General features: G+C 71.8%; 22 protein-coding genes. 12 read left to right on the top strand and 10 right to left on the bottom strand.

Translation table 11 applies throughout. From position 1 onward, the window contains the following. Positions 1-9 precede the first annotated feature (9 nt). The gene (locus AB4112_RS10925) at positions 10-1,623 is read left to right on the top strand and encodes a GMC family oxidoreductase (RefSeq protein WP_441719418.1); all 1,614 of its coding nucleotides are present in this window, start codon (positions 10-12) and stop codon (positions 1,621-1,623) included. Positions 1,624-1,725: 102 nt separating this feature from the next. Here AB4112_RS10925 and AB4112_RS10920 read toward each other — a convergent pair whose 3' ends face one another. From AB4112_RS10920 to AB4112_RS10900, 5 genes are all read right to left on the bottom strand, one after another. Continuing rightward, the gene (locus AB4112_RS10920; protein ID WP_309798155.1) at positions 1,726-2,148 is read right to left on the bottom strand and encodes a hypothetical protein; all 423 of its coding nucleotides are present in this window, start codon (positions 2,146-2,148) and stop codon (positions 1,726-1,728) included. Between the two features lie 287 nt (positions 2,149-2,435). Continuing rightward, entirely contained in the window at positions 2,436-2,657 is a 222-nt protein-coding gene (locus tag AB4112_RS10915) for a hypothetical protein (RefSeq protein ID WP_441719415.1), read from the bottom strand. 165 nt (positions 2,658-2,822) lie between these two features. Next, positions 2,823-5,459 carry a DNA translocase FtsK gene (locus AB4112_RS10910; RefSeq protein WP_441719412.1) on the bottom strand — a complete coding sequence of 879 codons (2,637 nt, stop codon included), beginning with the start codon at positions 5,457-5,459 and terminating at the stop codon, positions 2,823-2,825. 10 nt (positions 5,460-5,469) lie between these two features. Then, positions 5,470-6,711, bottom strand: coding sequence for an aminotransferase class I/II-fold pyridoxal phosphate-dependent enzyme (locus AB4112_RS10905; RefSeq protein WP_441719410.1), 1,242 nt, complete (start codon positions 6,709-6,711; stop codon positions 5,470-5,472). 271 nt (positions 6,712-6,982) lie between these two features. Continuing rightward, positions 6,983-7,129, bottom strand: a complete 147-nt coding sequence (locus AB4112_RS10900; protein ID WP_441719407.1) for a hypothetical protein — start codon at positions 7,127-7,129, stop codon at positions 6,983-6,985. Between the two features lie 111 nt (positions 7,130-7,240). Between AB4112_RS10900 and AB4112_RS10895 the strand changes: the two genes are divergently transcribed. Next, on the top strand, positions 7,241-8,467 hold the full coding sequence (locus tag AB4112_RS10895) for a UbiH/UbiF/VisC/COQ6 family ubiquinone biosynthesis hydroxylase (RefSeq protein ID WP_441719405.1): 1,227 nt from the start codon (positions 7,241-7,243) through the stop codon (positions 8,465-8,467). A 34-nt stretch (positions 8,468-8,501) separates the two neighbouring features. On the opposite strand, the gene thpR is transcribed toward AB4112_RS10895, so the two are convergent. The 3 genes from thpR to AB4112_RS10880 all read right to left on the bottom strand — a co-directional run bounded on the left by thpR (position 8,502) and on the right by AB4112_RS10880 (position 12,754). Beyond that, positions 8,502-9,038: an RNA 2',3'-cyclic phosphodiesterase gene (gene thpR / locus AB4112_RS10890; RefSeq protein WP_309798166.1), complete on the bottom strand. Its 537-nt coding sequence runs from the start codon at positions 9,036-9,038 to the stop codon at positions 8,502-8,504. Positions 9,039-9,052: 14 nt separating this feature from the next. Then, complete coding sequence (ftrA, locus tag AB4112_RS10885) at positions 9,053-10,033, bottom strand: transcriptional regulator FtrA (RefSeq protein WP_441719401.1); 981 nt, start codon at positions 10,031-10,033, stop codon at positions 9,053-9,055. Between the two features lie 219 nt (positions 10,034-10,252). Then, on the bottom strand, positions 10,253-12,754 hold the full coding sequence (locus AB4112_RS10880; protein ID WP_441719398.1) for a Tex family protein: 2,502 nt from the start codon (positions 12,752-12,754) through the stop codon (positions 10,253-10,255). 273 nt (positions 12,755-13,027) lie between these two features. Between AB4112_RS10880 and AB4112_RS10875 the strand changes: the two genes are divergently transcribed. The 8 genes from AB4112_RS10875 to AB4112_RS10840 all read left to right on the top strand — a co-directional run bounded on the left by AB4112_RS10875 (position 13,028) and on the right by AB4112_RS10840 (position 20,256). After that, positions 13,028-14,506: a DHA2 family efflux MFS transporter permease subunit gene (locus AB4112_RS10875; protein ID WP_309798173.1), complete on the top strand. Its 1,479-nt coding sequence runs from the start codon at positions 13,028-13,030 to the stop codon at positions 14,504-14,506. A 94-nt stretch (positions 14,507-14,600) separates the two neighbouring features. Further along, the gene (locus AB4112_RS10870) at positions 14,601-15,404 is read left to right on the top strand and encodes a DUF1835 domain-containing protein (RefSeq protein ID WP_309798174.1); all 804 of its coding nucleotides are present in this window, start codon (positions 14,601-14,603) and stop codon (positions 15,402-15,404) included. A gap of 18 nt (positions 15,405-15,422) precedes the next feature. Next, a complete protein-coding gene (locus AB4112_RS10865; RefSeq protein ID WP_441719394.1) occupies positions 15,423-16,187 on the top strand; it encodes an aldolase/citrate lyase family protein in 765 nt (254 codons plus the stop codon). 83 nt (positions 16,188-16,270) lie between these two features. Continuing rightward, the gene (locus tag AB4112_RS10860) at positions 16,271-16,654 is read left to right on the top strand and encodes a DUF2946 family protein (protein ID WP_309798177.1); all 384 of its coding nucleotides are present in this window, start codon (positions 16,271-16,273) and stop codon (positions 16,652-16,654) included. 104 nt (positions 16,655-16,758) lie between these two features. Continuing rightward, positions 16,759-17,253 (top strand): copper chaperone PCu(A)C, encoded by a 495-nt coding sequence (locus AB4112_RS10855; protein WP_441719391.1) that lies wholly within the window; start codon positions 16,759-16,761, stop codon positions 17,251-17,253. Position 17,254: 1 nt separating this feature from the next. Then, entirely contained in the window at positions 17,255-17,860 is a 606-nt protein-coding gene (locus AB4112_RS10850; protein WP_441719388.1) for an SCO family protein, read from the top strand. 66 nt (positions 17,861-17,926) lie between these two features. Continuing rightward, positions 17,927-18,445, top strand: coding sequence for a YcnI family copper-binding membrane protein (locus AB4112_RS10845; protein ID WP_441719385.1), 519 nt, complete (start codon positions 17,927-17,929; stop codon positions 18,443-18,445). A 110-nt stretch (positions 18,446-18,555) separates the two neighbouring features. Next, positions 18,556-20,256, top strand: coding sequence for a copper resistance CopC/CopD family protein (locus AB4112_RS10840; RefSeq protein ID WP_441719382.1), 1,701 nt, complete (start codon positions 18,556-18,558; stop codon positions 20,254-20,256). A gap of 13 nt (positions 20,257-20,269) precedes the next feature. On the opposite strand, the gene AB4112_RS10835 is transcribed toward AB4112_RS10840, so the two are convergent. After that, a complete protein-coding gene (locus AB4112_RS10835) occupies positions 20,270-21,004 on the bottom strand; it encodes a prepilin peptidase (RefSeq protein ID WP_309798189.1) in 735 nt (244 codons plus the stop codon). Positions 21,005-21,017: 13 nt separating this feature from the next. Continuing rightward, complete coding sequence (gene gspD / locus AB4112_RS10830) at positions 21,018-23,219, bottom strand: type II secretion system secretin GspD (protein WP_309798191.1); 2,202 nt, start codon at positions 23,217-23,219, stop codon at positions 21,018-21,020. A gap of 362 nt (positions 23,220-23,581) precedes the next feature. Here gspD and AB4112_RS10825 point away from each other — a divergent pair, with 362 nt between their 5' ends. Both AB4112_RS10825 and AB4112_RS10820 read left to right on the top strand, forming a co-directional pair. Beyond that, on the top strand, positions 23,582-25,267 hold the full coding sequence (locus AB4112_RS10825) for a GspE/PulE family protein (RefSeq protein ID WP_441719378.1): 1,686 nt from the start codon (positions 23,582-23,584) through the stop codon (positions 25,265-25,267). A gap of 4 nt (positions 25,268-25,271) precedes the next feature. Continuing rightward, positions 25,272-26,477: a type II secretion system F family protein gene (locus tag AB4112_RS10820; protein ID WP_309798195.1), complete on the top strand. Its 1,206-nt coding sequence runs from the start codon at positions 25,272-25,274 to the stop codon at positions 26,475-26,477.

Below are 26,477 nucleotides of genomic sequence, written 5' to 3'. Positions count from 1 at the left end.
AGCCGACCCATGACCTACGACTACGTCATCGTCGGCGCCGGTTCGGCCGGCTGCATCCTGGCGGCACGGCTGAGCGAGAACGGTCGGCACAGCGTGCTGCTGCTCGAGGCCGGCGGCCGCGATGATTCGGTCTGGTTCCGCATCCCGGTCGGCTACGCCCGCAGCTACTACAACCCGCGGGTCAACTGGATGTACTGGTCGGAGCCGGAGGCGGCGCTGGGCGGCCGCCGCATCTACTGCCCGCGCGGCAAGGTGCAGGGCGGGTCGGGGTCGATCAACGCCATGGTGTTCGTGCGCGGCGCCGCCGCCGATTTCGACGACTGGGCCGCGGCCGGCAATCCCGGCTGGACCTATGGCGACGTGCTGCCGCATTTCCGCAAGCTGGAGCGCCATGCCGGCGGCGCCTCACCCTGGCATGGCGGCGACGGGCCGATCCATGTCACGCCGATGCGCGGCGCCACCCATCCGGTGACCGACGCCTATCTCGCCGCCTGCCGCGAGCTGCAGCTGCCGGCAAACCCGGACTTCAACGGCGCCGCGATCGAGGGCGCCGGCGTCTACGACGTCAACACCCGCAACGGACAGCGGTCCTCCTCCAGCTTCGAATACCTGCACCCCGCGCTGCAGCGGCCGAACCTGACGGTCGAGCGCGACGCCCTGGCCCGGCGGATCATCCTGGATGCCGACCGCCGCGCGACCGGGGTCGAGGTGCGGCAGGGATCGCAGACCCGGGTGTTCACCGCCCGGCGCGAGGTCATCCTGGCCGCCGGCGCGGTCGACACGCCGAAGCTGCTGCAGCTGTCCGGCATCGGCGACGGGGCGCAACTGGCCGCGGCCGGCATCGCCACGGCGCATCACCTGCCGGCGGTCGGCCAGAACCTGCAGGACCATCTCTGCGCCAGCTTCTACTACCGCTCGCGGGTGCCGACGCTGAACGGCGACTTCGGCAGCCTGTGGGGCCAGGCCAGGCTGGGCCTGCGCTGGCTGCTGACCCGCAAGGGTCCCTTCGCCATGAGCGTCAACCAGGCAGGCGGCTTCTTCCGCGGCGCGCCGGACGAGAAGCGGCCGAACATCCAGATGTATTTCAACCCGCTGTCCTACCGCATCCCGGACAGCCCGAAGGCCGGGCTGAAGCCCGAGCCCTATCCCGGCTTCCTGCTGGCGTTCAACGCGTGCCGGCCGACCAGTCGGGGCACCATCTCCATCGCCTCGCCCGACGCATCGGCGGCGGCGAAGATCCGGCCGAACTACCTGTCGACCGACCGCGATATCGAGGAGGTGCTGCAGGCCAGCCGGCTGGCGCGCCGGATGATGGCGGCGCCGAGCCTGGCCGCGATCGCGGTGGAGGAGATGCCGCCCTCGGCCGGGGCCGAAAGCGACGCGGCGCTGCTGGACTGGTTCCGCGCCAACAGCGGCTCGATCTACCACCTGTGCGGCAGCTGTGCGATGGGGCCGGACGCGGGGACTTCGGTGGTCGACGCGACGCTGCGGGTGCACGGGCTGGCCGGGCTGCGGATCGTCGACGCCTCGGTGTTCCCCAACATCACGGCCGGCAACATCAACGCCCCGACCATGATGGTGGCGGAGAAGGGCGCGGCGCTGATCCTGGCCGACGCCGCCTGAGGCGCCGCCGCCGAGGCCAAAGAAAAAGGCCCGGCCGCATCTTGCGACCGGGCCTCCGTCATCGGGTGGTCACGCCGCCGGGGCAGCGCGGGATCGGCTGGATCACTCGCCGTCGGTCGACGGCGCGTCTCCGGCAGGCGCGCCCTGATCGGCCGGCATCTGGCCCGACGGCGCCATCTGGTCCTGCATGCCCTGCCCCTGCATGCCCTGGGCCGGGGCCGGGGCGCCCCCACCGCTCAGCTGAGCCTGGTTCAGCTGCCGGGTCTGTTCCTCTTCGGCGCTCGAGGCCTTCGAGCCGCGGCGGTGATGGGTGGTTGCCTGGTCGTCGCTCGAGGTCCGGGCGTGATGGCGGCGGTGATGCTGGGTCTTGTGGTCCATCGAATCCATGGACTGCGACGGCGAGGCGGCGGGAGCCTCGACGCCAGGCGCCGCGCCGGGGCTCGGCTCGGTCGTGGTCTGCGCCATGACGGGCGCCGCGAACAGCACCGGCAGGGCGAGGGCGGCGAAGACAAAACTCCTGCGCATAAAGATCTCCATCGAAGGGTCCAAGAGACCGGGGCTGCGACGGCGGACCGACCGCAGCATCTGGTCCGATCAGATCCTCAACAAGGAACGGCGCCGAATGGATCCCGGAAAACGACATCATGAACGATGTTTCACGTTACAGATGTAGAACCGAGGCCTCCGCGGCCGGATCTGCCGCGGCCATAAAAAGAGGCCCGGCTGCTCGCGCAGCCGGGCCTCTGGGGCCGCGGGATCTCGTCTCGGAWGGGGGGGGTGGGGACGAGGTCCTTTGGGGCGGCCCTAACCGGTTACGGGGCCTTGCTGAGCTGGCCTTCGTTCAGCTTGCGGGTCTGATCCTGCTCGCTGGTCGCCGTCGTGGCGCGCTTGTGGTGGGTGGTCCGCGCCGCGTGGTGATGGGACTTCACCATGGTGGTGGCGCCGGCGGCGGCCGGGGCCTGCGACGCCGCAAAGGCGGGGGCCGCGGCGAGAACCGGCACCGTGAGCACGGCGAACAGAAGGCTCCTGCGCATAACGATCTCCATCGAGAGTCAACGAAGATCGGAGGAGAGGCGAGGCGGGAGGCCGCGTCTTGGCTCCGATGAGGAGACGGTAGCGCGACCCGGATGACGCCCCGGTGGGCTGGACATGAAATCCACGTAACCATCCAGCCCGAACGAGGCGGCAGACACCCAGCCCTAGTGGTTGCCCGCCAGGACCTCGCGCTTGCCGACATGGTTGGCCGGGCTGACCACGCCCTCCTGCTCCATCCGCTCGATCAGCCGCGCCGCGCGGTTGTAGCCGATCTGCAGGTGGCGCTGGATGAAGCTGGTCGATGCCTTGCGCTCGCGCGCCACCAGCGCCACCGCCTGGTCGTACAGGTCGTCGCCGGAGCCGCCCTCGCCGTCGAGGCCGAGCGAGTCGAAGGCGCCGCCGTCGTCCTGGTCCTCGAGCACCGCGTCGTTGTAGGCGGGCTCGCCCTGGGCCTTGAGGTGGCGCACCACCTCCTCGACCTCGCCGTCGGACACGAACGGGCCGTGGACGCGGGTGATGCGGCCGCCGCCGGCCATGTACAGCATGTCGCCCTGGCCCAGCAGCTGCTCCGCCCCGCCTTCGCCCAGGATGGTGCGGCTGTCGATCTTGGAGGTGACCTGGAAGCTGATGCGGGTCGGGAAGTTGGCCTTGATCGTGCCGGTGATGACGTCGACCGAGGGCCGCTGCGTCGCCATGATCAGGTGCAGGCCGGCGGCGCGGGCCATCTGCGCGAGGCGCTGGATCAACGCCTCGATGTCCTTGCCCGCCACCAGCATCAGATCGGCCATCTCGTCGACGATGATGACGATGTAGGGCAGCTCGGTCAGGTCGATCGGCTGGTCCTCGAACAGCGGCTTGCCGGTGTCGGGGTCGAATCCGGTCTGCACCCGCCGGGTCAGCACCTCGCCCTTGGCCTTGGCCTCGCGCAGCCGCTGGTTGTAGCCCTCGATGTTGCGGACGCCGACCTTGGACATCGCCCGGTAGCGGTCCTCCATCTCGCGCACCGCCCATTTCAGCGCCACCACCGACTTCTTCGGATCGGTGACGACGGGGGCGAGCAGGTGCGGGATGCCCTCGTAGATCGAGAGTTCGAGCATCTTCGGGTCGACCATGATGAAGCGCACCTTGTCCGGCGGCAGCCGGAACAGCAGCGACAGGATCATGGTGTTGATGGCAACCGACTTGCCCGAGCCGGTGGTGCCGGCGACCAGCAGGTGGGGCATGCGGGCGAGGTCGGCGATGATCGGGCCGCCGCCGATGTCCTTGCCCAGCACCAGGCCGAGCTTGGACCCCGCCTTCTCCATCTGGTCGGAATCGAGCAGCTCGCGCAGCAGCACCATCTCGCGCTTCGGGTTCGGCAGCTCGATGCCGATGACGTTGCGGCCGGGCACCACGGCGACGCGGACCGACACCGCGCTCATCGACCGGGCGATGTCATCGGCCAGGCCGATGACGCGGCTGGACTTGGTGCCGGGCGCCGGCTCCAGCTCGTACAGCGTGACCACCGGGCCGGGATTGACCTTCACGATCGAGCCGCGGACGCCGAAATCGCTCAGCACCTGCTCCAGCGCCGCGGCGTTCTGCTCCAGCACCCGCGGGTCCATCACCGCCGGCCGCTTGGTCGGGTCGGGCAGGGTCAGGAGGTCGAGCGGCGGCAGCTCGTAGGTGTCGGACGGCGCCAGCTCGAAGCTGGTCTGGCGCGGCGGTTGCGGGGTCGGGCGTCGCGCCGGGGGCTCGATCGCGGCAGGGGCGACGCGCTGCGGCGGCACCGGGCGGCGTGGCGGTTCCACCACCGGCCGGGCCGAGGGCAGGTCGATCAGGTCGTCGTCATCCTCCTCCGGCCCGTAATCGTCGTCGATCGCAGGACGGTCGCCGCCGCCGATGATGATCGGCGGGCGCGACGGCGCGGGCTCGTCGCCCGGCTCGAGGTTGCGCGGGGCGGGCGGGTTGGCGCGGGCGAAGCGCGGCCGGGCGGCGGGCCCCGCCTCGGGCATGGCGAAGGCCGGCGCGGTGGCGGGGGCCGGCTCGCGCCGCATCATGCTGCCGGCGACGGTGCCGGCGCCCTCCAGGGTGCGTAGGCCGAGCCAGCGCAGCACCCGGCCGAGCGTGCGGGTCATGCTGGCGCTGACCGCCCAGCCGGCGCGGGTGACGGCGCGGATCACCGCCCCGACGCTCTGCCATTCGGTCGGCGACAGGCCGAGCGCGATCAGCACCAGCAGCAGGCCGAGGGCGCCGACGGCGAGCGCCAGCCAGAAGGTGGCGACCGGCCCGGCCGAGAGGATGATGGTGTCGGAGATGCGGTGCAGCAGCATGCTGCCGACCACGCCGCCGAGCGACCCGCGCGCGGCCCAGCCTTCGATCGCCGGCAGCGGCGACAGGCCGGCGGCCAGCAGCAGCACGCCGAACAGCATGCTGGTGACCCGCCACCACAGCCGGTCCAGCGGCTGGTGCCGCATCAGCCGCCAGGCCCAGAACAGCGGCAGCACGGCGAGCAGGAAGGCGCCAATGCCCAGCGTCTGGATCAGGAGGTCGGCGAGATGGGCGCCGGGCCGGCCGAGCAGGTTGTTGGCCATCCCCGCCTTGGCGGTGTTCCAGGACGGGTCGGCATGGTCGTAGCTGACCAGCGCCACCAGCACGCCGCAGCCGAGGGTGGCGATGCCGAGGCCGCTGAGCTCGCGCACCCGGTTGCGCAGGAAGTCGCGCACCACGGGCGGGAGGAAGGAGCGCTTGGCCGGGGCGCCGCGCGAGCTGCGCGTCACCGCGGTGCGGTTGCCGCGGGAGGGGGTTCCGGCCATCGTCATGCGGCCCTCGTCATGCTGCGGCCCCAGGCGCTGCAGAGTCGCCCTGGGACAGGATCTCGCCGAGCCGGGTCAAGGCCCGGCCGACGGTCTCGGAATCATGCACCACGGCGATGCGCAGGTAGCGGCGGCCGATCTCCGGCCGCACCGAATGCGCGATATAGCCGCCCGGCAGGGTGCGGATCGCGGCCTCGGCCCACAGCCGGCGCGCCGCCGCCTCGCCGTCGCCGACATCCAGCCACAGGAAGAACCCGCCCTCGGGCCGGCGGAAGCCGAAGCGGCCGCCCAGCGCCGCCTCGGCGGCATCGAACTTGGCGCGGTACAGCGCGCGGTTGGCGACGACATGGGCGTCGTCGGCCCACAGCGCGGCCGAGGCCGCCTGGATCGGCAGCGGCATCCCGGCGGCGGAGTGGTTGCGCAGCCGCAGGAAGGCGGCGACCAGCGCCGGGTCGCCGGCGACGAAGCCGCTGCGCAGCCCGGCCGCGTTCGACCGCTTGGACAGCGAATGGAACACCAGCAGGTTGTCGAGCGACCCGCCGTCCCGCGCCGCCGCGACCTCGAGCACGCCGACCGGCGGCGTCTGGTCGTAGATCTCGGCGTAGCACTCGTCCGCCGCCAGGATGAAGCCGTGGGCGCGGGCCAGGCCGATGGCGCGGTCGAGATAGGCCCGGCTGGCGACGGCGCCCTGCGGGTTGGTCGGGTTGCAGAGGTAGAGCAGCTTCAGCCGCGCCAGCAGCGGGGCGTCGGCCTCCAGCGCGTCGAGGTCGGGCAGGAAGCCGGTGGCCGGGCCTGCCGGCAGGAACACCGGCTCGGCCCCCGCCATGGTCGCCGCGCCCTCATAGGGGGCGTAGAACGGGTCGGGCAGCGCCACCGCCGGCACCTGGTTGGCACCGGGCCTGTGGTCGACCGCCAGCTGGGCCGCCAGGAACAGCGCCTCGCGGGTGCCGGACAGCGGCAGGATGTGGGTGGGGTCGATCAGCCCAGCCGGCAGGGAGAAGCGGCGCTGCAGCCAGGCGGCGCAGGCCTCGCGGAAGGCCGGGGTGCCGGCAATGCCGGGATAGCGGTTCCAGCTGTCGGCGTTGGCGGCCAGGATCTCGGCCAGGAAGGCCGGCGGCGCGTGCTGCGGCTCGCCCACCGACATGGCGAGCGGCGCCAGCCCCTCGGGCGGCGTGACGCCGGCCAGCAGGGACGCCAGGCGCGCGAACGGATAGTCCGCGAGCCGTTCCAGTGCCTCGTTGAGTCGAACGCCCCGCATGCTCTTCTGCAACACCCGCTTCCGTGCCGGACCGGCCGTTGCCGGCCTTTCCCCCTCGCCTCCGGCAGCCCAAGGCCGCCGTGAAACAGCTCTTAGATTCCAACTACTTTATCCGTTCTTCTGACCTCTCCTGTCAAATCAAGCGTGGCGCCGCGGCCGGCGCCGGACGCTTTTCCGGCCACAGTGTGGCCGGGTCGGCACGCTTTGAGAACGAACGGACGAATCACGAACGAATCAGGATCGGCGCCCGACTCGCGGCAAACCTTGAGGTTCAGGGGCCGATCGGGATCGACAGCGCCATCATGCTGCCGCTGCCGCCGGAGGAGCCCCAGCTGCCGCCGCCGGCCAGGCCGACGCCCCGCCGCTCGGAACATGCGGCCACCAGGATGAGGGAGGTGAGAAACAGGATCCGGACCATGCCATCGCTCCGATCGCCGGCAGGAACTCTATCACATTGCGATGGCAGAACGGAGCCGACGCGACACGGCGCCACTGGACAGCGGGGCGCGGCACACCGATTCTGCGCGGCATGAACGACAGCACTTCCCTGCGCACCCAGGTGGTCGTGGTCGGCGGCGGCCTGGCCGGGGCGACCATGGCGGCCGCGATCGGCCAGGCGGGCATCGACACCGTCATCCTCGACCAGGAGCCGGCGGCGACCCGCACACTGCCGGAGTTCGACGGCCGCACCACCGCCCTGTCCTTCGGCTCGCGCAAGATCGTGGCCGGGGCCGGCCTGTGGGATGCGGTGGCGCGCCAGGCCGAGCCGATCCTGGACATCCGCATCGCCGACGGCCGGGCGCCGGTGTTCCTGCATTTCGACCACCAGGAGATGGCGGCGGAATCGGATGGTGCACCCTTCGGCCACATCGTCGAGAACCGGCTGCTGCGGCTGGCGCAGTTCGAGCGGCTCGAATCGCTGCCGACGGTCCGCCACATCGCCCCGGCCAAGGTGGTGGCGGTCGAGACCGGAACCGGCCATGCCGCGGTGACCCTGGCGGACGGACGCGTGGTGCGGGCCGACCTGATGATCGGCGCCGACGGCCGCGCCTCCTTCACCCGCCAGGCCCTGGGCATCCCGGCGCGCAGCCACGCCTACCGCCAGAAGGCGGTGGTCTGCGTCATGGCCCATGCCGAGCCGCATGACGGCATCGCGGTCGAGCATTTCCTGCCGGCCGGCCCCTTCGCGGTGCTGCCGATGACCGACGACGCCGTGGGCACCCACCGCTCCTCGATCGTCTGGACCGAGGAGCCGGACACCGCCGACGACCTGGTGCATCGCCCGATCGCCGCCTTCGACGCCGCGCTGCAGGCCAAGGTCGGCGACTGGCTGGGGCCGGTGCGGACGCTGGGCAAGCGCTTCGCCTACCCGCTCGGCGTGGTCCATGCCCGGCACTACAGCACCCGCCGCGCGGCGCTGATCGGCGAGGCGGCGCACGGCATCCACCCGATCGCCGGCCAGGGCCTCAATCTCGGGCTGCGCGACATCGCCGTCCTCGCGGAGCTGCTGGTCGAGCGCAGCCGGCTGGGCCTCGACCTCGGCGATCCCACTCTGCTGCGCCGCTACGAGCAGCGGCGCCGGCCGGACAATGTCGCCATGATCCTGGCGACGGACGGGCTGAACCGGCTGTTCTCGACCGACCTGGCCCCGGTGCAGCTGGCCCGCGACATCGGCCTCGCCGCCGTCGGCCGCCTGCCGCCGGTGAAGCGCTTCTTCATGCGCCAGGCGATGGGGCTGGGGATCAGGCCGCGGTGAGCGTGTAGGTTGGGTTCGCGAATGCGAACCCAACCTACGATAGCGGATAGCTTTCCAGGATCTCGTAGACCGCGCCCTCGCGGCCGAGATGGCTCTGGTAGAGGTGGAAGGCGTCGACCGGGAACGGGTCGGCGCGGAACAGCCCGTGCTCCAGCAGCCAGCGCTCCACCCGCTCCGCCGGCGCCTGTCGCAGCCGGGCCAGGGTGACGTGGGGGGCGTAGCTGCGGTCGTCCGGCGGCTGGCCGGCGGCGACCAAAGCGCGGTCGATCTTGGCGTGCAGGAAGCGCAAAGCCGGCTCCGCCGCCACCCCGGCCCACAGGATGGTGGCCGCGCGCTTCGTCCCGAAATGGCCGACGCCGTCCGGCGCCAGGGTGAACCCCGGCGCGGCGACGGCACGCAGCGCCTCGTCGATCTCCTCCGCCTCCAGCGCGTCGACTTCGCCGATGAAGCGCAGGGTCAGGTGGAAATCCGCAAGGTTGGTCCAGCGCGCCCCGGGCACGCCGCCCTGGAGCAGGGCCAGGCGCTGGCGCAGGACTTCGGGGATGGCGATGGCGACGAACAGACGGAACATGGCGTTGCCCCGGCTCAACCGAGGCTGAAGCCCGCGCGGTACCGCGCGGGACTGGTGGCGAGGCGGCGGCGGAAATGGTGGCGCAGCGTGTCGGCCGAGCCGAAGCCGCATTCGGTGGCGATGCGTTCGACCGGCAGTTCCGTGGTCTCCAGCAGGTCGCGGGCCAGCGCCAGGCGTTCGCCGACCAGCCATTCCGCCGGGGTCATGCCGGTGGCGTCGCGGAAGCGGCGCAGGAAGGTGCGCAGGCTCATCCCGGCCTGGTCGGCGAGGCGATCCAGCGGCAGGTCCTCGGCCAGGTTGCGCCTGATCCAGTCGAACAGCGCGGCCAGGCGCGGCCGGTCCTCGACCTGCACCGGCCGGTCGACGAACTGGGCCTGGCCGCCCTCCCGGTGCGGCGGCACCACCAGGCGCCGCGCCACCTGGTTGGCGATCCGCGCCCCCCAGTCGCGCCGCACGATGTGCAGGCAGAGGTCGAGCCCGGCGGCGCTGCCGGCCGAGGTCAGCACCTGGCCCTCGTCGACATACAGCACGTCGGGCACCACGGAGATGTCGGGATAGCGCGCGGCCAGCGCCTCGGCGTAGCGCCAATGGGTGGTCACCCGCCGGCCGGCCAGCGCCCCGGCCGCGGCCAGCACGAACACGCCGGAGCAGATCGAGACCAGCCGGGCACCGCGGTCGCGGGCCCGGCGCAGGGCGGCCAGCAGCGGTTCGGGCGGGATCTCGCGGATGTCGCGCCAGCCGGGGACGACGATGGTGCCGGCCTCCTCAAGCGCCTCCAGCCCGGCGGCCGCCGTGACCTGAACCCCGCCGATGGCGCGCAGCGGCCCGGTTTCGACGGCGCAGACGGTGAAGCGGTACCACTCGGCGAATTCCGGCCGCGGCAGGCCGAACACCTCGACCGCGACGCCGAACTCGAAGGTGCACAGCCCGTCATAGGCCAGGACGGCGACGGTGCGGTTCGGCGGCGAGGTGGGGCGGTTGGACGGCGAGGGCATGGCCGGGAGATGGGACGCGATCGGGGGCTGAAGCGTCAAGGGCGGGGGATGTGCAGCGGCTCCGACACGCGCGACGACTCTCCCAGCGGCAAGGTCTCAATCGTCATTGCGAGGAGGCGCAGCCGACGAAGCAATCCATGGAGCCGCCTGGCATGGATTGCTTCGCTGCGCTCGCAATGACGATTAAGGGAAGACGGAAGCGACTCCCCGCCCTGATCGCTACCGCCGCTTGCTGGTGCCACTGCCGGCCAGGCCGGCGCGACGCAGGGCCTCGGCCATGGCGCCATCGGGCTCCGGCGCCGGGGCGCGGGGCTTCTGCTGGTAGGGCTGCTGCTGCGGCCTGGACTGGCCCTCGCGCTGCGGCCCGGACTCCTGCCGTGGCCGGTCCTGCCGCGGCTGGCCTTGTCCGGCCTGGGCCTGGCGCGGCTGCCCCTGCCCGGGCTGCCCCTGGCGGCCCTGGTGCTGCCGCGGCGGGCCTGAACGGTCGCGGCCGCCGGGGGTGCCACCGCCCTCGCGGCGCGGCGGGCGGGCGGCGCCGTCATCGTCCAGCCGCATGGTCAGGCCGATGCGCTTCCGCTGGGGGTCGACCTCCAGCACCTTGACCTTCACCACGTCGCCCGGCTTGGCGATGGTGCGCGGGTCCTTCACGAAGGTCTTGGACATCGCCGAGATGTGGACCAGCCCGTCCTGGTGCACACCGATGTCGACGAAGGCGCCGAAGGCCGCGACGTTGGTCACCACGCCTTCCAGCACCATGCCCGGCTGCAGGTCGGACAGCTTCTCGACGCCGTCCTTGAAGGTGGCGGTCTTGAAGCCCGGGCGCGGGTCGCGGCCCGGCTTCTCCAGCTCGCGCAGGATGTCGGTCACCGTCGGCACGCCGAAGCTGTCGTCGGTGAAGGCCTCCGGCGACAGGCCGCGCAGGGTGGCCGCATCGCCGATCAGCGCCTTTATCTCCCCACCCGTCGCCTCGATGATCCGGCGCACCACCGGATAGGCCTCCGGATGCACGCCGGACGCGTCGAGCGGGTCGTCACCGCCGGGGATGCGCAGGAAGCCGGCGCATTGCTCGAACGCCTTGGGCCCGAGGCGCGGCACATCCTTCAGCGCCGCGCGCAGCCGGAACGGCCCGTTGGCGTCGCGATGCTGCACGATGTTCTGCGCCAGGCCTTCGCCGACGCCCGAGACCCGGGCCAGGAGAGGCGCGGAGGCGGTGTTGAGGTCGACCCCGACCGCGTTGACGCAATCCTCGACCACGGCGTCGAGCGAGCGCGACAGCTTGGATTCGGCGAGGTCGTGCTGGTACTGGCCGACGCCGATCGACTTCGGGTCGATCTTCACCAGCTCGGCCAGCGGGTCCTGCAGCCGGCGGGCGATCGAGACCGCGCCGCGCAGCGACACGTCCATGTCCGGCAGCTCCTGCGACGCGAAGGCCGAGGCGGAATAGACCGAGGCCCCGGCCTCGGACACCATCGCCTTGGTCAGCTTCAGGTCCGGGTGCAGCTTCATCAGCTCGGCGGCCAGCCGGTCGGTCTCGCGGGACGCGGTGCCGTTGCCGATGGCGATCAGGTCGACGGCATGCGTCTTGGCCAGCTCGGCCAGGGTGGCGATCGAGTCGTCCCAGCGCTTCTGCGGCTCATGCGGGAAGATCGCGGTGGTGGCCAGCACCTTGCCGGTGGCGTCGACCACGGCGACCTTCACCCCGGTGCGGAAGCCCGGGTCCAGGCCCATGGTGGCGCGGGTGCCGGCCGGGGCGGCCAGCAGCAGGTCGCGCAAATTGCCGGCGAAGACCTTCACTGCCTCCTCCTCCGCCGCCTGCCACAGCCGCAGCCGCAGGTCGACGTCGAGATGGACCAGGATCTTGGTGCGCCAGGCCCAGCGCACGGTCTCGGCCAGCCACTGGTCGCCCGGGCGGCCCTGGGCGACCACGCCGAAGCGATGGGCGATGCGCTGCTCGTAGAGGCCGGGGGCCTTGTCCTTGAGCGCGGAGTCTTCGGGCGCCTGCTCCGGCTCCAGCGTCAGCGACAGCACCTCCTCCTTCTCGCCCCGGAACAAGGCGAGGATGCGGTGCGAGGGCAGCTTGGTCAGGACCTCGGCATAGTCGAAATAGTCGGAGAACTTGGCACCCGTGGTCTCCTTGCCCTCGCGGACCTTGGACAGCAGGCGGCCGCGCGACCACAGCTCCTCGCGCAGGCTGCCGATCAAATCGGCGTCCTCGGCGAAGCGCTCGACCAGGATCGAGCGGGCGCCGTCCAGCGCCGCCGCCACATCGGCCACGCCCTTCTCGGCGTCGACGAAGGGCTCGGCCGCCACCTGCGGGTCGTTCTCGGGACGGCCCAGCAGCCCGTCGGCCAGCGGCTCCAGCCCCGATTCGCGGGCGATCTGCGCCTTGGTCCGCCGCTTCGGCTTGTAGGGCAGGTAGATGTCCTCGAGCCGCGCCTTGGTCTCGGCCGCCTCGATCTGCGCGCGCAGACCGTCGTCCAGCTTGCCCTGCTCGGCGATGCTGTCGAGGATCGTCTTCCGCCGTTCCTCCAGCTCGCGCAGATAGCGCAGCCGCTCATCCAGCGCGCGCAGCTGGATGTCGTCCAGCCCGCCGGTCGCTTCCTTGCGGTAGCGGGCGACGAAGGGGACCGTGGCGCCGCCGTCGAGCAGTTCGATCGTGGCCGCGACCTGGTTTTCGCGAACCGCAAGCTCGTCGGCGATGCGCTGGCTGATGGAGATCATCGGCTGACCGGAAGGGTTGTGAGGAAGGAACAGAAGGCGCTGCTTCTACCGCGCGGCGAGGCCGCAGGTCAAAAGCCGCTTCCACGGGGCCGAGGGTCGAGGGCCGGATTAAAGTCCCCCTGCGATTCTTGCGGTGGTCCATCGTGACATGATACTGAACCACACAGTTAACAAAAACCGCGCCGCCCCCGATCGACAGATCGGGCGGAGAGCCGGGCCATCGCGTCACGGGCGCCGGGCCGGGACCGGCGCAAGCGAAGGGGAAACGCCATCATGACGGACAGCCGTACCACCGACCGGACCTCCGTGCCCCCGGCGCCGGGCAGCGGGCGCTGGCTGGCGCTGACCATCCTGTGCCTCGGCGTGCTGATGATCGTGCTGGATTCGACCGTGGTGAACGTCGCCCTGCCCTCGATCAAGGCCGATCTCGGCTTCACCGAAGCCAGCCTGGCCTGGGTGGTGAACGCCTATCTCCTGACCTTCGGCGGCTTCCTGCTGCTCGGCGGCCGGCTGGGCGACCTGTTCGGCCACCGCCGGCTGTTCCTGATCGGCCTGGCGGCGTTCACCCTGGCGTCGCTGGCCTGCGGCCTGGCCGGCAGCCAGACCTTCTTGGTCGCGGCCCGCGCGGTGCAGGGGCTGGGCGGCGCCGTGGTCTCCGCCGTGGCGCTGTCGCTGATCATGGACCTGTTCACCGAACCGGCCGACCGGGCCAAGGCGATGGGCGTCTACGGCTTCGTCTGCGCCGGCGGCGGCAGCATCGGCGTGCTGCTCGGCGGCCTCTTGACCGGCGCCTTCAGCTGGCACTGGATCTTCCTGGTCAACCTGCCGATCGGCATCGCGGTCTTCGCCCTGTCGCTGATGCTGCTGCCCGCCGGCCGCGGCGAGGCCCCGTCCAGCCGACTCGACATCGCCGGCGCGGTCACCGTGACCGCCGCGCTGATGCTGGCGGTCTACGCCATCGTCGGCGGCAACGAGGCCGGCTGGACCTCCGGCCGCACCCTCGGCCTGCTGGGCGGCGCGGTGGCGCTGCTGGCGGTGTTCCTGGTGATCGAGTCGCGGGTCAGCGCGCCGCTGATGCCGCTGGGCCTGTTCCGGCTGCGCAGCCTGGCCGTCGCCAACATCGTCGGCGTCCTGTGGGCCGCCGCCATGTTCGCCTGGTTCTTCCTGTCGGCGCTGTACCTGCAGCAGGTGCTGGGCTACGACCCGATGGCGGTCGGCCTGGCCTTCCTGCCGTCCAATCTGATCATGGCCGCCTTCTCGCTCGGCCTGTCCGCCAGGCTGGTGATGCGCTTCGGCATCCGGGCGCCGCTGGGCGGGGGGCTGCTGCTGGCCGCGGCCGGGCTGGCGCTGTTCGCCTGGGCCCCGGTCGACGGCAGCTTCACCCTGCATGTCCTGCCCGGCATGCTGCTGCTGGGTCTTGGCGCCGGCATGGCGCTGAACCCGCTGCTGCTGGCGGCGATGAGCGAGGTGGGGCCGACCGACTCCGGCCTGGCCTCGGGCGTGGTCAACACCGCCTTCATGATGGGCGGGGCGCTGGGCCTGGCCGTGCTGGCCAGCCTGGCCGCGGCGCGCACTGGCGGGCTGCTGGCGGCGGGCGCCGACCGGCTGGTGGCGCTGCTCGGCGGCTACCAGGCCGCCTTCCTGGTCGGGGCCTGCTTCGCGGCGCTGGCCGCGGTGCTGGGCGCCGCCCTGCTGCGCAACCCAGCCACGGCAGCGCCGGACGAAGCCAAGGCCGAGACCGTGACCCCGTAGCTGCCGGCCGCAGAGAGCATGCGGCGAATTAGGCGAACGTCCTGTTCGACCGCGGGCGGGTTGCTATAGTCCCGGTCCGGTCCGGAGAATCGCGATGCCCGTTCCCGTCCTGCATGTCTGCTGCGGCGACAGCGCCGCCGAAGTGATCCGCGCCGGGCTGAACCTGCCCGAAGCGGCGGTGCTGGTCCTGCGCGACGACCTGGCGGTCGGGCCGCTCGGCGATGTCGACAGCGACCGGCCCGACGCCCGCGCCGCCTTCTGGCATGCGGTGTTCCCGGATGAGGATCGCGCGGCGATCGAGACCGGCGGCCGGCTGGTCGACCAGTTGGCGGAGGAGGCGGCGGTGCTGCGGGCGCTGCCGGACGCGGCGGAAACGTTCGTCCTGTGGCATGGCAGCGGCGCCGCCGAGCAGTTGAAGCTGCGCCGGGCGATCTGGGCGCTGCGCGACGCCACCGCGCCGCTCGAGGAGGTGGCGGTCGGCCCGGACCTGCTGCCCGGAGCCTTGCGCCGCGACATGACGGCCGTGGGCATGCTGGAGCCCGAGGATGTCCCGCGCGCCGCGGCCACGGCCCGGCCGGTCGATCCCGATCGCCGGGCCCGGTTGGCCGCCGAGTGGGAACGACTGCGCGCCGATGGCGGCGGGCTGCGGCACCACCGGGGCGGCATCATCACCACCCATCCGATCGACGCGCATGACGCCGAGATCCTGGCCGCGGTCGGGACCGATTGGATGCCCGCTGCCCGCGTGATCGGCCAGCCGATGGGCACGATCGCCGGCTTCTTCGCCACCGACGCCTTCTGCTTCTGGCGGCTGCGCCAGCTGGCGGCGCAGGGCCGGGTGGAGTTCGAGGGCAGCCCGGCCACCATCCGTGGCTGCCGGGTGCGGCGGACACGCTGACAGAGGAACGAAACACCGATGGAACTCGACCGGAACCGGTTCAAGGCGGCGCTGGCCGCCGGGCACACCCAGATCGGGCTGTGGAGCAGCCTGTGCAGCAACATCGTCGCCGAGATCATCGGCGACAGCGGCTTCGACTGGATCCTGTTCGACACCGAGCATTCGCCGAACGAGCTGCCGGACCTGCTGGCGCAGCTGCAGGCGGCGGCGCGCGGCACCGCGACGGGCATCGTGCGGCCGGCCTGGAACGACCCGGTGCTGATCAAGCGCATCCTCGACATCGGCGCCCAGGCGCTGCTGATCCCCTTCGTGCAGAATGCCGAGGAGGCGCGCCGCGCCGTGGCCGCCTGCCGCTACCCGCCAGCCGGCATCCGCGGCATCACCACCAGCGGCCGCGGCAGCCATTACGGCCGGGTCGCCGACTACCTGAAGAAGGCGGATGCCGAGATCTGCGTGCTGCTGCAGGTCGAGACCGGCGAGGCGCTGGCGCGGATCGAGGACATCGCCGGGGTCGACGGCGTCGACGGCGTGTTCATCGGCCCGTCCGACCTGTCGGCCTCGATGGGCCATATCGGCAACCCGGCCCATCCGGAGGTGCAGGCCGCGATCCAGGACGCGGTGCGGCGGCTGACCGCGATCGGCAAGCCGGCCGGCATCCTGACCCCGATCGAGGCCGAGGCCCGGCGCTACATCGAATGGGGTTACCGCTTCGTCGCGGTCGGCTCCGACCTCGGCCTGCTCGCCCGCAACGCCGACGCGCTGGCGCGCAGCTACAAGAGCTGATCTGTCGCACAGCGGCCGGGTTTGCGCCCGGCCGCGGCCGTGATATCCCGGCCGGGCTGAAGGGGGAACGCAGCGACGTGCGGATGAGGCGCAGGCAAGGACGGACATCATGGGTCGCGCTGTGCGCGGCCTATCTGCTGTTCTTCCAGGCCCTGATCGGCGGCTTCGCCATTGGCGCCAGCGCCGCCCCCGTCGCCTTCGACCCCCTGTCCGGCCTGTGCCGCGCCGATGGCGGCCCGTCCACCCCCGACCGCCCGGACCAGCCCGCCGGCCACGGCCACCTGCCCGATTGCTGCACCATCGGCTGCAGCATGTTCGGCGGCCACATGGCCCCGGTCTTCGTCGCGGTGCTGCTGGTGCCGCAGCTGGCCGGCGAACCCGAGGCCACGCCCCTCCGCACCGCGCCGGCCGTCGTCGCCGTGCCGCGGTCGCCGGCCAACCCCCGAGCCCCGCCCTTCCAGGCCTGACCCCGCCCGGACCTTCGGGTCCGCAACGGTTCACGACCGCGCCCCCGCCATCCACCCTAAAAATGGGGTGAATCGGGGGGCGGTCCTGCCTGGAGCACCCCATCATGTCCCTGTTTGCGAAAGCCGCCCTGGCGCTGGCGCTGCTGGCCGCCGGGCCGGCGCTGGCCCAGGAGTTCAAGGCCGGCGCCATCGAGGTCACCCATCCCTGGAGCCGGGCCACTCCGGCCGGGGCCAAGGTCGCCGGCGGCTATGCCGCGATCGAGAACGCCGGGTCCGAGCCCGACCGGCTGGTCTCGGCCACCGCCGAGATCGCCGGCCGTGTCGAGATCCACCAGATGGCCATGACCGACGGCGTCATGACCATGCGGCTGATGCCGGACGGCCTGCCGGTGCCGGCCAACGGCCGGGCCGCGCTGGCCCCCGGCGGCTACCACCTGATGTTCCTGGAGCTAAAGCGGCCGCTGAAGGCCGGCGAGGACTTCGCCGGCACGCTGACCTTCGAGAAGGCCGGCACCCTCGATGTCCGCTTCACGGTCGAGGCGATCGGCGCCACCGCGCCGGACCACGGCGCCGCGACCATGCCCGGGATGGGGAATTGAGATGCGCCTCCGCATCCTGGTCCCGCTGCTGCTCGCAATCGCCGCCATCCTGGTGGGGGCCGCCGGCTTCCTGCTGGTCTATTCGAAGGACCCGTCGGCCACCCGGACCGTGGTGTCCGGGGCGCTGCCGGGCGGCGCCTTCCGGCTGACCGACCAGAACGGCGCCATCGTCAGCGACGCCGACCTGAAGGGCCGGCCCTTCGCCATCTTCTTCGGCTTCACCCGCTGCCCCGAGATCTGCCCCACCACGCTGTGGGAGATGTCGCAGGCGCTGGCGGCGCTGGGCCCCGAGGCCGACCAGGTGAAGGTTCTGTTCGTCACCGTCGACCCGGAGCGCGACCGGCCGGAGATGCTGCAGCAGTACCTGCAGTCCTTCGACCCCCGCATCACCGGGCTGACCGGCAGCGAGGCCGAGATCACCGCCGTGGCCAAGGCATACCGCGTCTACTGGCGGAAGGTCCCGACCAGCGACGGCGACTACACCATGGACCATTCGGCGATGATCTACCTGATGGATCGCCAGGGCCGCTTCGCCGACACCATCGCCTACGGCACCCCCGGCCCCGAACGGGTCGCGGCGCTGCGCCGGCTGATCGCCGGCGCCTGAGCCCCTTTTCCCCTTTTTGAACGCCATCCGACCGGCCGCGGCCGGTCCCATCCTGGAGTACGGACCATGCTGAAGTCCTTCCTGCCCGCTTTGGCAGTCGCCGCCCTGACCGCCGCCCCGGCCTTCGCCCACATCACGCTGGAGACGCAGCAGGCGGCCGTGGGCGGCGCCTACAAGGCGGTGCTGCGCGTGCCGCATGGCTGCGACGGGTCGGCCACCGTCAAGATCCGCGTCCAGATCCCGGAGGGGGTGATCGCGGTCAAGCCGATGCCGAAGCCCGGCTGGACCCTGGCCACGGTGAAGGGCAAATACGCCGCCTCCTACGACTACTACGGCACCCCGACCAGCGAGGGTGTGAAGGAGGTGGTGTGGAGCGGCGGCAACCTGCCGGACGAGTTCTATGACGAGTTCGTGTTCCGCGGCTATCTGACCGCCGACCTGAAGCCGGACACCAAGCTGTACTTCCCGGTGGTGCAGGAATGCGAAAAGGGGACCGACCGCTGGATCGAGATCCCGGCCGAGGGCAAGGACCCCGACGACTACGAGACCCCGGCCCCCGGCATCCGGCTGCTGCCGAAGCCGTGAGAACGTCCTCGACCTGCCTCCTCGGCGCTTCGCAAAAGGAGTCCCCCCTCCCCTCGCGGGAGGGGGCCAGGGGGAGGGGGTTGCCGATCGTAAGGCGCCGGAACCTGGTCGTGAGACCTGACGAATCCGCCCACTCCTTCGCATTCAGAGGTCGTTCTTTCGGCTCGAACCCCCTCCCCCTGGCCCCCTCCCGCAAGGGGAGAGGGGACAAGAGAAGATTCGCTGCGCTCCGGTTCGTTCTCCTGATCGCCATCCTGGCCGGGCTGATCGCCCCCCATGCCGCCCTGGCCCATGCCTCGCGGATCCAGGCCGAGCCGGCGGACAATGCGGTGGTCGCGGCGGCGCCGGCCGGCTTCTCGCTGACCTTCAACGAGCCGGTGTCGCCGCTGGTGCTGCGGCTGATCGGGCCCGACGGCACCGCCACGGTGCTGGACCACTACCGGCTCGAGGACGCCACGCTGGTGATCGAGGCGCCGCCCGGCATCGGCCCCGGCACCCATGTGCTGAGCTGGCGCGTGATCTCCGAGGACGGCCATCCGGTCGGCGGGTCCGTCGTGTTCTCGGTCGGCGCGCCCAGTGCCGGGCCGGTGCCGGGGACGGCGGAAGCGGTCGACAGGCCGGTCCGCGCGGCGATCTGGCTGGCCAAGGTCGCGCTTTACGCCGCGCTGTTCCTCGGCGTCGGCGCGGCGGTGTTCCGCGCCGCGGTGGCGCCACTGCCCCGTGCTACCACGCGGACCGCCGTCGTCCTGATGCTGCTGGGGCTGGCGGCCGCGCCGCTGTCGGTCGGGCTGCAGGGGCTGGATGCGCTGGACGTGCCGCTGTCCGGCCTGGGCCAGCGCATCGCCTGGGCCACCGGCTGGGGCACCAGCTACGGCACCACCGCACTGGTCGCGGCCTTGGCGCTGGCGCTCGGCCTGCTGGCCCTGGCGCTGCGGCGCGGACCGATGGCGGCCGTGCCGGCGCTGCTGGCCCTGGCCGCGACCGGCCTGGCGCTGGCGGCCAGCGGCCATGCCAGCGCCGCCGCGCCGCAGACGCTGACCCGGCCGGCCGTGTTCGTGCACGCGGTCTGCATCACGGCCTGGGCCGGGGCGCTGCTGCCGCTGGGCCTGCATCTGCGCGCCGGCGGCCCCGGGGCGGTGGCGGCGCTGCGCCGCTTCGCCGCCCTGATCCCCTTCATCGTCACGCCGCTGGTGGCCGCGGGCCTGACCCTGGCCGTGGTCCAGCTGGACCATTTCTCGGCGCTGTGGACCACCGCCTATGGCCGGGTCCTGCTGGTCAAGCTGGCGCTGGTGCTGCTGCTGTTCGGCTTGGCCGCGCTGAACCGCTGGCGGCTGACCAGCCGGGCCGAGGCCGGCGACGGACCGGCGGCGCGGCACCTGGCCCGGTCGATCGCGGTCGAGACGCTGCTGGTGCTGGCGATCTTCGCCGTCGCCGCCACCTGGCGCTTCACCCCGCCGCCGCGCGCTTTGGCCGAGGCCGCGGCCCGGCCGGCATCGATCCACATCCACACCGCCCCCGCCATGGCTGACCTGACCATCAGCCCCGGCCGCGCCGGCCCGGTGACGGCGTCGATCGTGGTGATGACCGGGGATTTCGGCGCGCTGGACGCGCAGGAGGTGACGCTGGTGCTGTCCAACCCCGCCGCCGGGATCGAGCCCATCCGCCGGCCGGCGGCCAAGGCCGGGGACGGCAGCTGGCGCGTCGACGGGCTGACCATCCCGGTGCCGGGCCGCTGGACCGCCCGGATCGAGGTGCTGATCTCGGATTTCGAGATGGCGCGGCTGGAGGACGAGGTCGAGATCCGGCCGTAGCCGGACCGCAGCCTCAGGGGCCGAGCAGGCGCATCGCCCAGATGCCGAGGGCCAGCCAGGGCCCGAAGGCGATGGCGGTGTGCCGGGTCAGCCCCCCGCGCTGAAGGATCAGCGCCGCCGCCAGCGCGCCGCCGGCGCCGATCAGGATCACGCCGGGCAGGGCCTGCCAGCCGAGCCAGGCGCCGCCCGCCGCCAGCAGCTTGGCGTCACCCAGCCCCAGCCCGTCGCGGCCGCGCAGGCGGCGATAGGCGAAGGCGAGGCCGGCGAACACCGCATAGCCGACCGCGGCGCCGGCGATCCGGTCGATGGGCGGCGCGCCATCCATCGTCACCAGCCCCTCCAGCAGCCCGGCGGCGATCAGCGGCAGGGTCAGCATGTCGGGAAGGAGGCCGGTGCGCCGGTCGATGGCCCCGAGCAGCAGCAGCCACCAGCCCAGCAGGCAGGTCGCTGGCATCGCCGCGGGGCTGCCGGCCACCAACGCCAGGACGGCGACGCCGACCGCCGCCAGCTCGATCACGGGATGCATCCGGTCGATCGCCGCGCCGCAATGGCGGCAGCGGCCGCGGAGCGCCAGCCAGCTGGCGATGGGAATCAAATCCCGTGCCGTCAGCGGCTGCCGGCAATGGTCGCAGCGCGAGCGGCCGAGCAGCAGGCCCCGGGCGTCGTCCGGCAGACGCTGCGCCGCCGCAGCAAGGAAGCTGCCGATGATCGGCGAGGCGGCGAGCAGCGCGATCGCGACCGGGGTCACGGCGCCCGGCGGGTCAGAGCGGCTTGGGCGGCCGGGTGGGGGAGCCGGTGCGGGGCCGCAGCGCCTCCATCCGCGACCGCAGCTCCTGGGTGATGGCCGCAGCGTCGGCGGCGTTGCGGATCACCCGCGGGGTGATGAACACCATCAGCTCGGTCCGGACCCGGCTGTCGTTGGTGGAGGAGAACAGGTTGCCCAGCAGCGGGATGTCCTGCAGCACCGGCACGCCGCTGCGCCCGTTGGTCTGGTTCTCCTGGATCAGCCCGCCCAGCGCCACGGTCTGGCCGTTGGCGACCGAGACGATCGAGCCGATGCGGCGGGTCGAGATCGTCGGCGCCAGCGCGTCGTCGGCCGAGGAGGAGGCGTCGGGAACGATGTTCGAGACCTCCTGCTGCACATCCATGCTGACGTCGCCGTTGGAGTTGATCCGCGGCGTGACCTTCAGGATCACGCCGGTGTCCTTGTATTCGATGTTGCTGATGACCGGCGAGTTGCCGGTGTCGGTCGACTGGCTCTGCTGCGTCCGCACCGGCACCTGGTCGCCGACCTGCAGCCGGGCGGTCTGGTTGTTCAGCACCGACAGGGTCGGGGCCGAGATCACCCGCACATCGGTGATCGACGACAGCGCGTTGATGATCACCCGCGAATTGGCGCCGGCGACGACCAGGTTGAGGCCACCCCCGGCGGTCGGCTGGGGCGCGTTCACCGATCCGGCCGCGGGCGTGCCGGTGGTGAAACCGCCGGAGAAGTTGCCGGATTCGAGGTAGTACTGGACGCCGTATTGCAGCTTGTCGTTCAGCGTCACCTCGGCGATCGTCGCCTCGATCACCACCTGCAGCGGGCTGGCGTCGATGGCGCGCAGCGCCGTCTCGATCATGCGGAACGCCGCTGGCCGGGCCCGGATCAGCAGCGCGTTCTTGTCCTTGTCCGGCACCACCCGGACCTCGCCCAGCTTGTCCAGCTTGAACACCGCCGCCTTGCCGGCGGAGGTGCCCGCCAGGCCGAGGATCGAGGCGTCGCCTTCCTTCGACTGGGCGTTGAAGTCGATCGGGGCGAATTGCGACTGCGACCCGCCTGGCTGCCCGGCCCCGGCCTGGGCTGTGCTGCCCGGCTGGCTGGCGGTGCTGCCGCCGGGCGAGGATTGCTGGCCGGCGCCGCCGCTGGTGCTGTCGGTCAGGCCGAGCCCGGGGGCCGTGGTCGAGCCCTGTTCGTCGTCGAAGGGCGAGCTGCCGTTCTGGTCGACCTTGCCGAAGGCCTGGCCCAGCACCCGCGCCATGTTCGCCGCGGTGCCGTTCTGCACCATGTAGACATAGACCCGCTCTTCGTCGGAATCGCCCTGGTCCAGCCGCTTGATCCAGCGGCCGGCCTCGTTGAGCTTGTCGACCCGCGACGTCACCACCAGCACGGCGTTGAGCCGCTCGACCGGCATGAAGTTGATCAGGCCCTTCAGCGGGCCGCGGTCCGGCGCGCCGCCGAACACCGAGCTCAGCTCGCGGATCACCGCCTCGGGCGTCGCCTGGTGCAGCGGGAAGATCCCCGACGACATGCCGCGCAGCCAGTCGACGTCGAAGGATTCGACGGTGGCGCCCAGCGCCGCACGGTCGGCGCTGGTGCCGGAGATCAACACCAGGTTGCGGGTCGGGTCGACGCGCACCAGCTCCGGGTTGGTCGCCGGCGCGATCAGCGGGCCGATGGTTTCGGCCGAGACGTTGCGCAGCGGGATGATGGTGATGCCGTAGCCGGCCGGCAGCGGCTTCGGATCGGTGCCGAGCTGCAGCACGGTGCGGCCGGCGACCGCCTCGCCGAGCGGCAGGATGCGGTAGCCGGCGCGGCCGTCCTGCACCAGCGCGGCGCCGCTGGCGCGCAGCACGGTCTCGAGCATGGCCAAGAGGTCGTTGGGGCTGATCGGCCCCTGGGTCGACAGCGTCACCGTGCCGGTGACCCGCGGGTCCAGCGTGTAGGGCTGGTGCAGCAGGTCACCCAGCACGCCCTGGACCACCTGCGCCAGGTCGGCGTTGTTGAAGTTGATCTGGTAGCCGCCGGGCTGCGCCTGGATCGGCGCGCCGATGTCCGGCTGGCCGCCGGGGGCTGTGTCGATGCCGGGGAAGACCTGGGCCTGGCGCACCGGCGCGGTGCGTCCCGCCGAGGCCACCACGTTCGAACGCGACCGATTGTCCCCCGGCGCCGCCAGGGAGCGGTTGGACAGGTCGTCGAACATCGAGGGCTGCCGGTCCTGGCCCTGCGGCTGCGCGCAAGACACCAGCGCGAGCAGCAAGGGAATCCCAAGGATCCTGAAGGAAAACGCCCGACAAATCACTGATGCTATCCCCGCGGCGACGTCGAGCCATAGCCCGTCCGGCCCTGGCTCCACAAGAGCCAAGAGCGGTGGGCCCGGAATCAAGACAGCCTTGTTGCATTAATGTTAAGTTTTATTGAAATCGGCAAAGTAACCCCATGATAAGACACAAACATTTCGGTTGACCGTTACAGTCGGGCGGCCGAGATTGCGCGCGGTCGCCGACGCGCCGATGATGCAGGGTCGCGGCCAAGCCTGCCGCCATACGGACCGGAAAGGGCGTCGTGAAACCCCTGTTGGACATTCTCGTCGAACTCGGCAAGCTCGGCCCCGAGGATCGGACGCGGGTGTCGCGCCTGCAGGAAAGTTCCGGCGACGCCGTCCCTGCCCTGCTGTCGAAGCTGGGCCTGGTGTCGGGCCGCGACCAGGCGCTGGCCCTGTCGCTGCAGCATGACGTCCCGCTGGTCGGGCCGGACGCGTTCCCGGCCGCACTGCTGTTCGACGGCAAGCTGTCGGCCCGCTTCCTGCGCGAGACCCGGGTGCTGCCGCTGGCCGAGGCCGAGGACGGCGTCGTCCTGGCCATGGCCGATCCCGGCGACCTCTACGCCCGCCAAGCGGTCGAGCTGGCGACCCGCCGGCCGGTCCGCCCCTGCGTCGCGGCGACCGAGGACCTGGACGACGCCTTCGCCCGCTATTTCGAGAGCGGTCGCACCGCTGTCGAGCGCATCGTCGACGACATCGGCAGCGATCCCGAGGAGTCAGCGCGCGACCCGGATGTCGAGCACCTGCGCGACCTGGCGCAGGAGGCGCCGGTGATCCGCCTGGTCAACCAGATCTTCAGCGACGCGATCCGGCTCCACGCCTCCGACATCCACGTCGAATGCTACCGCGACGAGGTCAAGGTCCGGTACCGCATCCACGGCATCCTGCGCGAGATGAAGGGCCCGCCGGTGCGGCTGGCCCCGGCCCTGGTCAGCCGGATCAAGATCCTGTCGCGGCTGGATATCGCCGAGCGCCGGTTGCCGCAGGACGGGCGGGCCCGCTTCGGCGTCGGCGGCCGCAGCATGGACATGCGCGTCGCCACCATCCCGACCCTGCATGGCGAGAACGTCGTCATCCGCCTGCTCGACACCGCCGGCATGGACATCGCGCTGACCGCGATCGGCTTCGCGCCGGAGGTCGAGGCGGCGCTGCTGCGCCAGCTGGCCAAGCCGCACGGCATCCTGCTGGTGACCGGCCCGACCGGCAGCGGCAAAACCACGACGCTGTACGGCGCGCTGCGGATCCTCAATCAGCCGAGCCGCAAGATCCTGACCGTCGAGGACCCGATCGAGTACCAGATCAAGGGCGTCAACCAGATCCATGTCCGGCCCCAGATCGGCCTGGATTTCGCCCGGGTGCTGCGATCCTGCATGCGCCACGATCCCGACGTGATCATGGTCGGCGAAATCCGCGACGGCGAGACCGCCAACATCGCGGTGCATGCCGCCCTGACCGGCCATCTGGTGCTGTCGACCCTGCACACCAACAACGCCGCCGGCGCGGTCAACCGCCTGCTCGACATGGGCGTCGACAACTACCTGCTGACCTCGACCATCGGCGGGGTGATCGGCCAGCGTCTGGTGCGCAAGCTGTGCACCGAATGCCGCCGGCCGGTGACGACCCCGGACGAGCTGGTCGAGCGGGCCCAGGCGGTGCGGCCGCTGGCGACGGCCACGCCGCAGCTGTACGAATCGGTCGGCTGCAGCGCCTGCGACGGGCTGGGCTACACCAGCCGGATCGGCATCTTCGAGTATTTCGCGCCGGACGATGCGGTGCGCGAGCTGCTGCGCGACAAGGTCTCGACCACCGCTTTGGCCCAGGCGGCGCGCGCCGGCGGCATGGTCACCATGTTCGAGGACGGGCTGCACAAATGCCTGGCCGGGCTGACCACGCTGGACGAGGTCCACCGCGTCACCGAGGAGTGGTAGGGCGGTGCCGGTCTTCGCATACAAGGCGATCGACGCCACCGGCGCCCTGGTCGAAGGCCGCGCCGAGGCCGCGGACGAGGCCAGCCTGGCCACCCGGCTGCAGGCCACCGGCATCCTGCCGCTGGACGTGGCGCCGGTGCGCGCCGGCAAGGGGCCTGCCACCGGCCGTCGCAGCGGCCGCGCGCCAAAACCCGGCGACATCACCACCCTGACCCGCGAGTTGGCGATCCTGCTTGCCGCCGGCCAGCCGCTGGAGCAGGCGCTGGTCACCCTGTCCGAAGGCGCCGGCGTGATCTCCGCCCTCTCCGCCCGGATCCTGGCGCGGGTGCGGGCCGGGGCCAGCCTGAGCACGTCGCTGGAGGAGCAGGGCGCCACCTTCCCCAAGCTGTACGTCAACATGGTCCGCGCCGGCGAAAGCTCCGGCACGCTGGACGTGGTGCTGGAGCGGCTGGCCGAACTGCGCGAGCGCGGCGAGAAGACCCGCGAGATGGTGGTCTCGGCGATGCTGTACCCGGCGATCCTGGTGGTCGTGTCGCTGTCGTCGGTGTTCCTGCTGCTGGCCTTCGTGGTGCCGCAGTTCGAGACCATCTTCAAGGATGCCGGCGCCGCGCTGCCGACGCCGACCGCCATCGTCATCGCCGTGGGCCGCTTCGCCCAGAACTACGGCTGGGTGGTCGGCCTGGGCATCGTGGCGGCGGTGATCGCGGTGCGGCGGCTGCTGGCGATCCCCGGGCCACGCTTGGCCTGGGACAAGGTGGCGCTGCGCCTGCCGCTGTTCGGCCCGCTGCTGCGGCTGCTGGTGACGGCCCGGTTCTGCCGCACCCTGTCGACCCTGGTCGGCAACGGTGTCGACCTGCCGACGGCCATCGCCCTGTCGCGCGACGTGATTTCGAACACCGCGGTGGCCACTGCGATGGAGACCGTCATGAGCGGCGTGCGACAGGGCCGCGGACTGGCCGAGCCGCTGGCCGAGATCGGTGTGTTCCCGCCGCTCGCGGTGCAGATGCTGCGGGTCGGCGAAGAGACCGGCAGGATCGACATGACCGCTGCGCACATCGCCGACGCCTATGAACGCAAGCTCGAAGCTGCCATCAAGCGCCTGGTCACGCTGGTGGAGCCGGCCCTGATCATCATCCTCGGCCTGGCCGTGGGCGGCATCGTCATGTCGATCCTGCTGGCCGTCATCAGCATCAACGACCTCGCCTTCTGA

This window comes from Inquilinus sp. 2KB_23 (assembly GCF_052115705.1).
Classification (GTDB): Bacteria; Pseudomonadota; Alphaproteobacteria; order DSM-16000; family Inquilinaceae; genus Inquilinus; species Inquilinus ginsengisoli_A.
The sequence above is the reverse complement of the archived record's forward strand: the minus strand, read 5'-3'. Positions and strand labels throughout refer to the sequence as shown.

Coding starts and splice junctions, on each gene's coding strand:
- thpR (WP_309798166.1), bottom strand. CDS start 9,038: ATGTTCCGTCTGTTCGTCGCCATCGCCATCCCCGAAGTCCTGCGCCAG.
- AB4112_RS10905 (WP_441719410.1), bottom strand. CDS start 6,711: ATGCGGGGCGTTCGACTCAACGAGGCACTGGAACGGCTCGCGGACTAT.
- AB4112_RS10870 (WP_309798174.1), top strand. CDS start 14,601: ATGCCCGTTCCCGTCCTGCATGTCTGCTGCGGCGACAGCGCCGCCGAA.
- AB4112_RS10925 (WP_441719418.1), top strand. CDS start 10: ATGACCTACGACTACGTCATCGTCGGCGCCGGTTCGGCCGGCTGCATC.
- AB4112_RS10880 (WP_441719398.1), bottom strand. CDS start 12,754: ATGATCTCCATCAGCCAGCGCATCGCCGACGAGCTTGCGGTTCGCGAA.
- AB4112_RS10855 (WP_441719391.1), top strand. CDS start 16,759: ATGTCCCTGTTTGCGAAAGCCGCCCTGGCGCTGGCGCTGCTGGCCGCC.
- AB4112_RS10860 (WP_309798177.1), top strand. CDS start 16,271: ATGAGGCGCAGGCAAGGACGGACATCATGGGTCGCGCTGTGCGCGGCC.
- AB4112_RS10850 (WP_441719388.1), top strand. CDS start 17,255: ATGCGCCTCCGCATCCTGGTCCCGCTGCTGCTCGCAATCGCCGCCATC.
- AB4112_RS10865 (WP_441719394.1), top strand. CDS start 15,423: ATGGAACTCGACCGGAACCGGTTCAAGGCGGCGCTGGCCGCCGGGCAC.
- gspD (WP_309798191.1), bottom strand. CDS start 23,219: ATGTTCGACGACCTGTCCAACCGCTCCCTGGCGGCGCCGGGGGACAAT.
- AB4112_RS10845 (WP_441719385.1), top strand. CDS start 17,927: ATGCTGAAGTCCTTCCTGCCCGCTTTGGCAGTCGCCGCCCTGACCGCC.
- AB4112_RS10875 (WP_309798173.1), top strand. CDS start 13,028: ATGACGGACAGCCGTACCACCGACCGGACCTCCGTGCCCCCGGCGCCG.
- AB4112_RS10910 (WP_441719412.1), bottom strand. CDS start 5,459: ATGACGATGGCCGGAACCCCCTCCCGCGGCAACCGCACCGCGGTGACG.
- AB4112_RS10915 (WP_441719415.1), bottom strand. CDS start 2,657: ATGCGCAGGAGCCTTCTGTTCGCCGTGCTCACGGTGCCGGTTCTCGCC.
- AB4112_RS10895 (WP_441719405.1), top strand. CDS start 7,241: ATGAACGACAGCACTTCCCTGCGCACCCAGGTGGTCGTGGTCGGCGGC.
- AB4112_RS10920 (WP_309798155.1), bottom strand. CDS start 2,148: ATGCGCAGGAGTTTTGTCTTCGCCGCCCTCGCCCTGCCGGTGCTGTTC.
- ftrA (WP_441719401.1), bottom strand. CDS start 10,033: ATGCCCTCGCCGTCCAACCGCCCCACCTCGCCGCCGAACCGCACCGTC.
- AB4112_RS10900 (WP_441719407.1), bottom strand. CDS start 7,129: ATGGTCCGGATCCTGTTTCTCACCTCCCTCATCCTGGTGGCCGCATGT.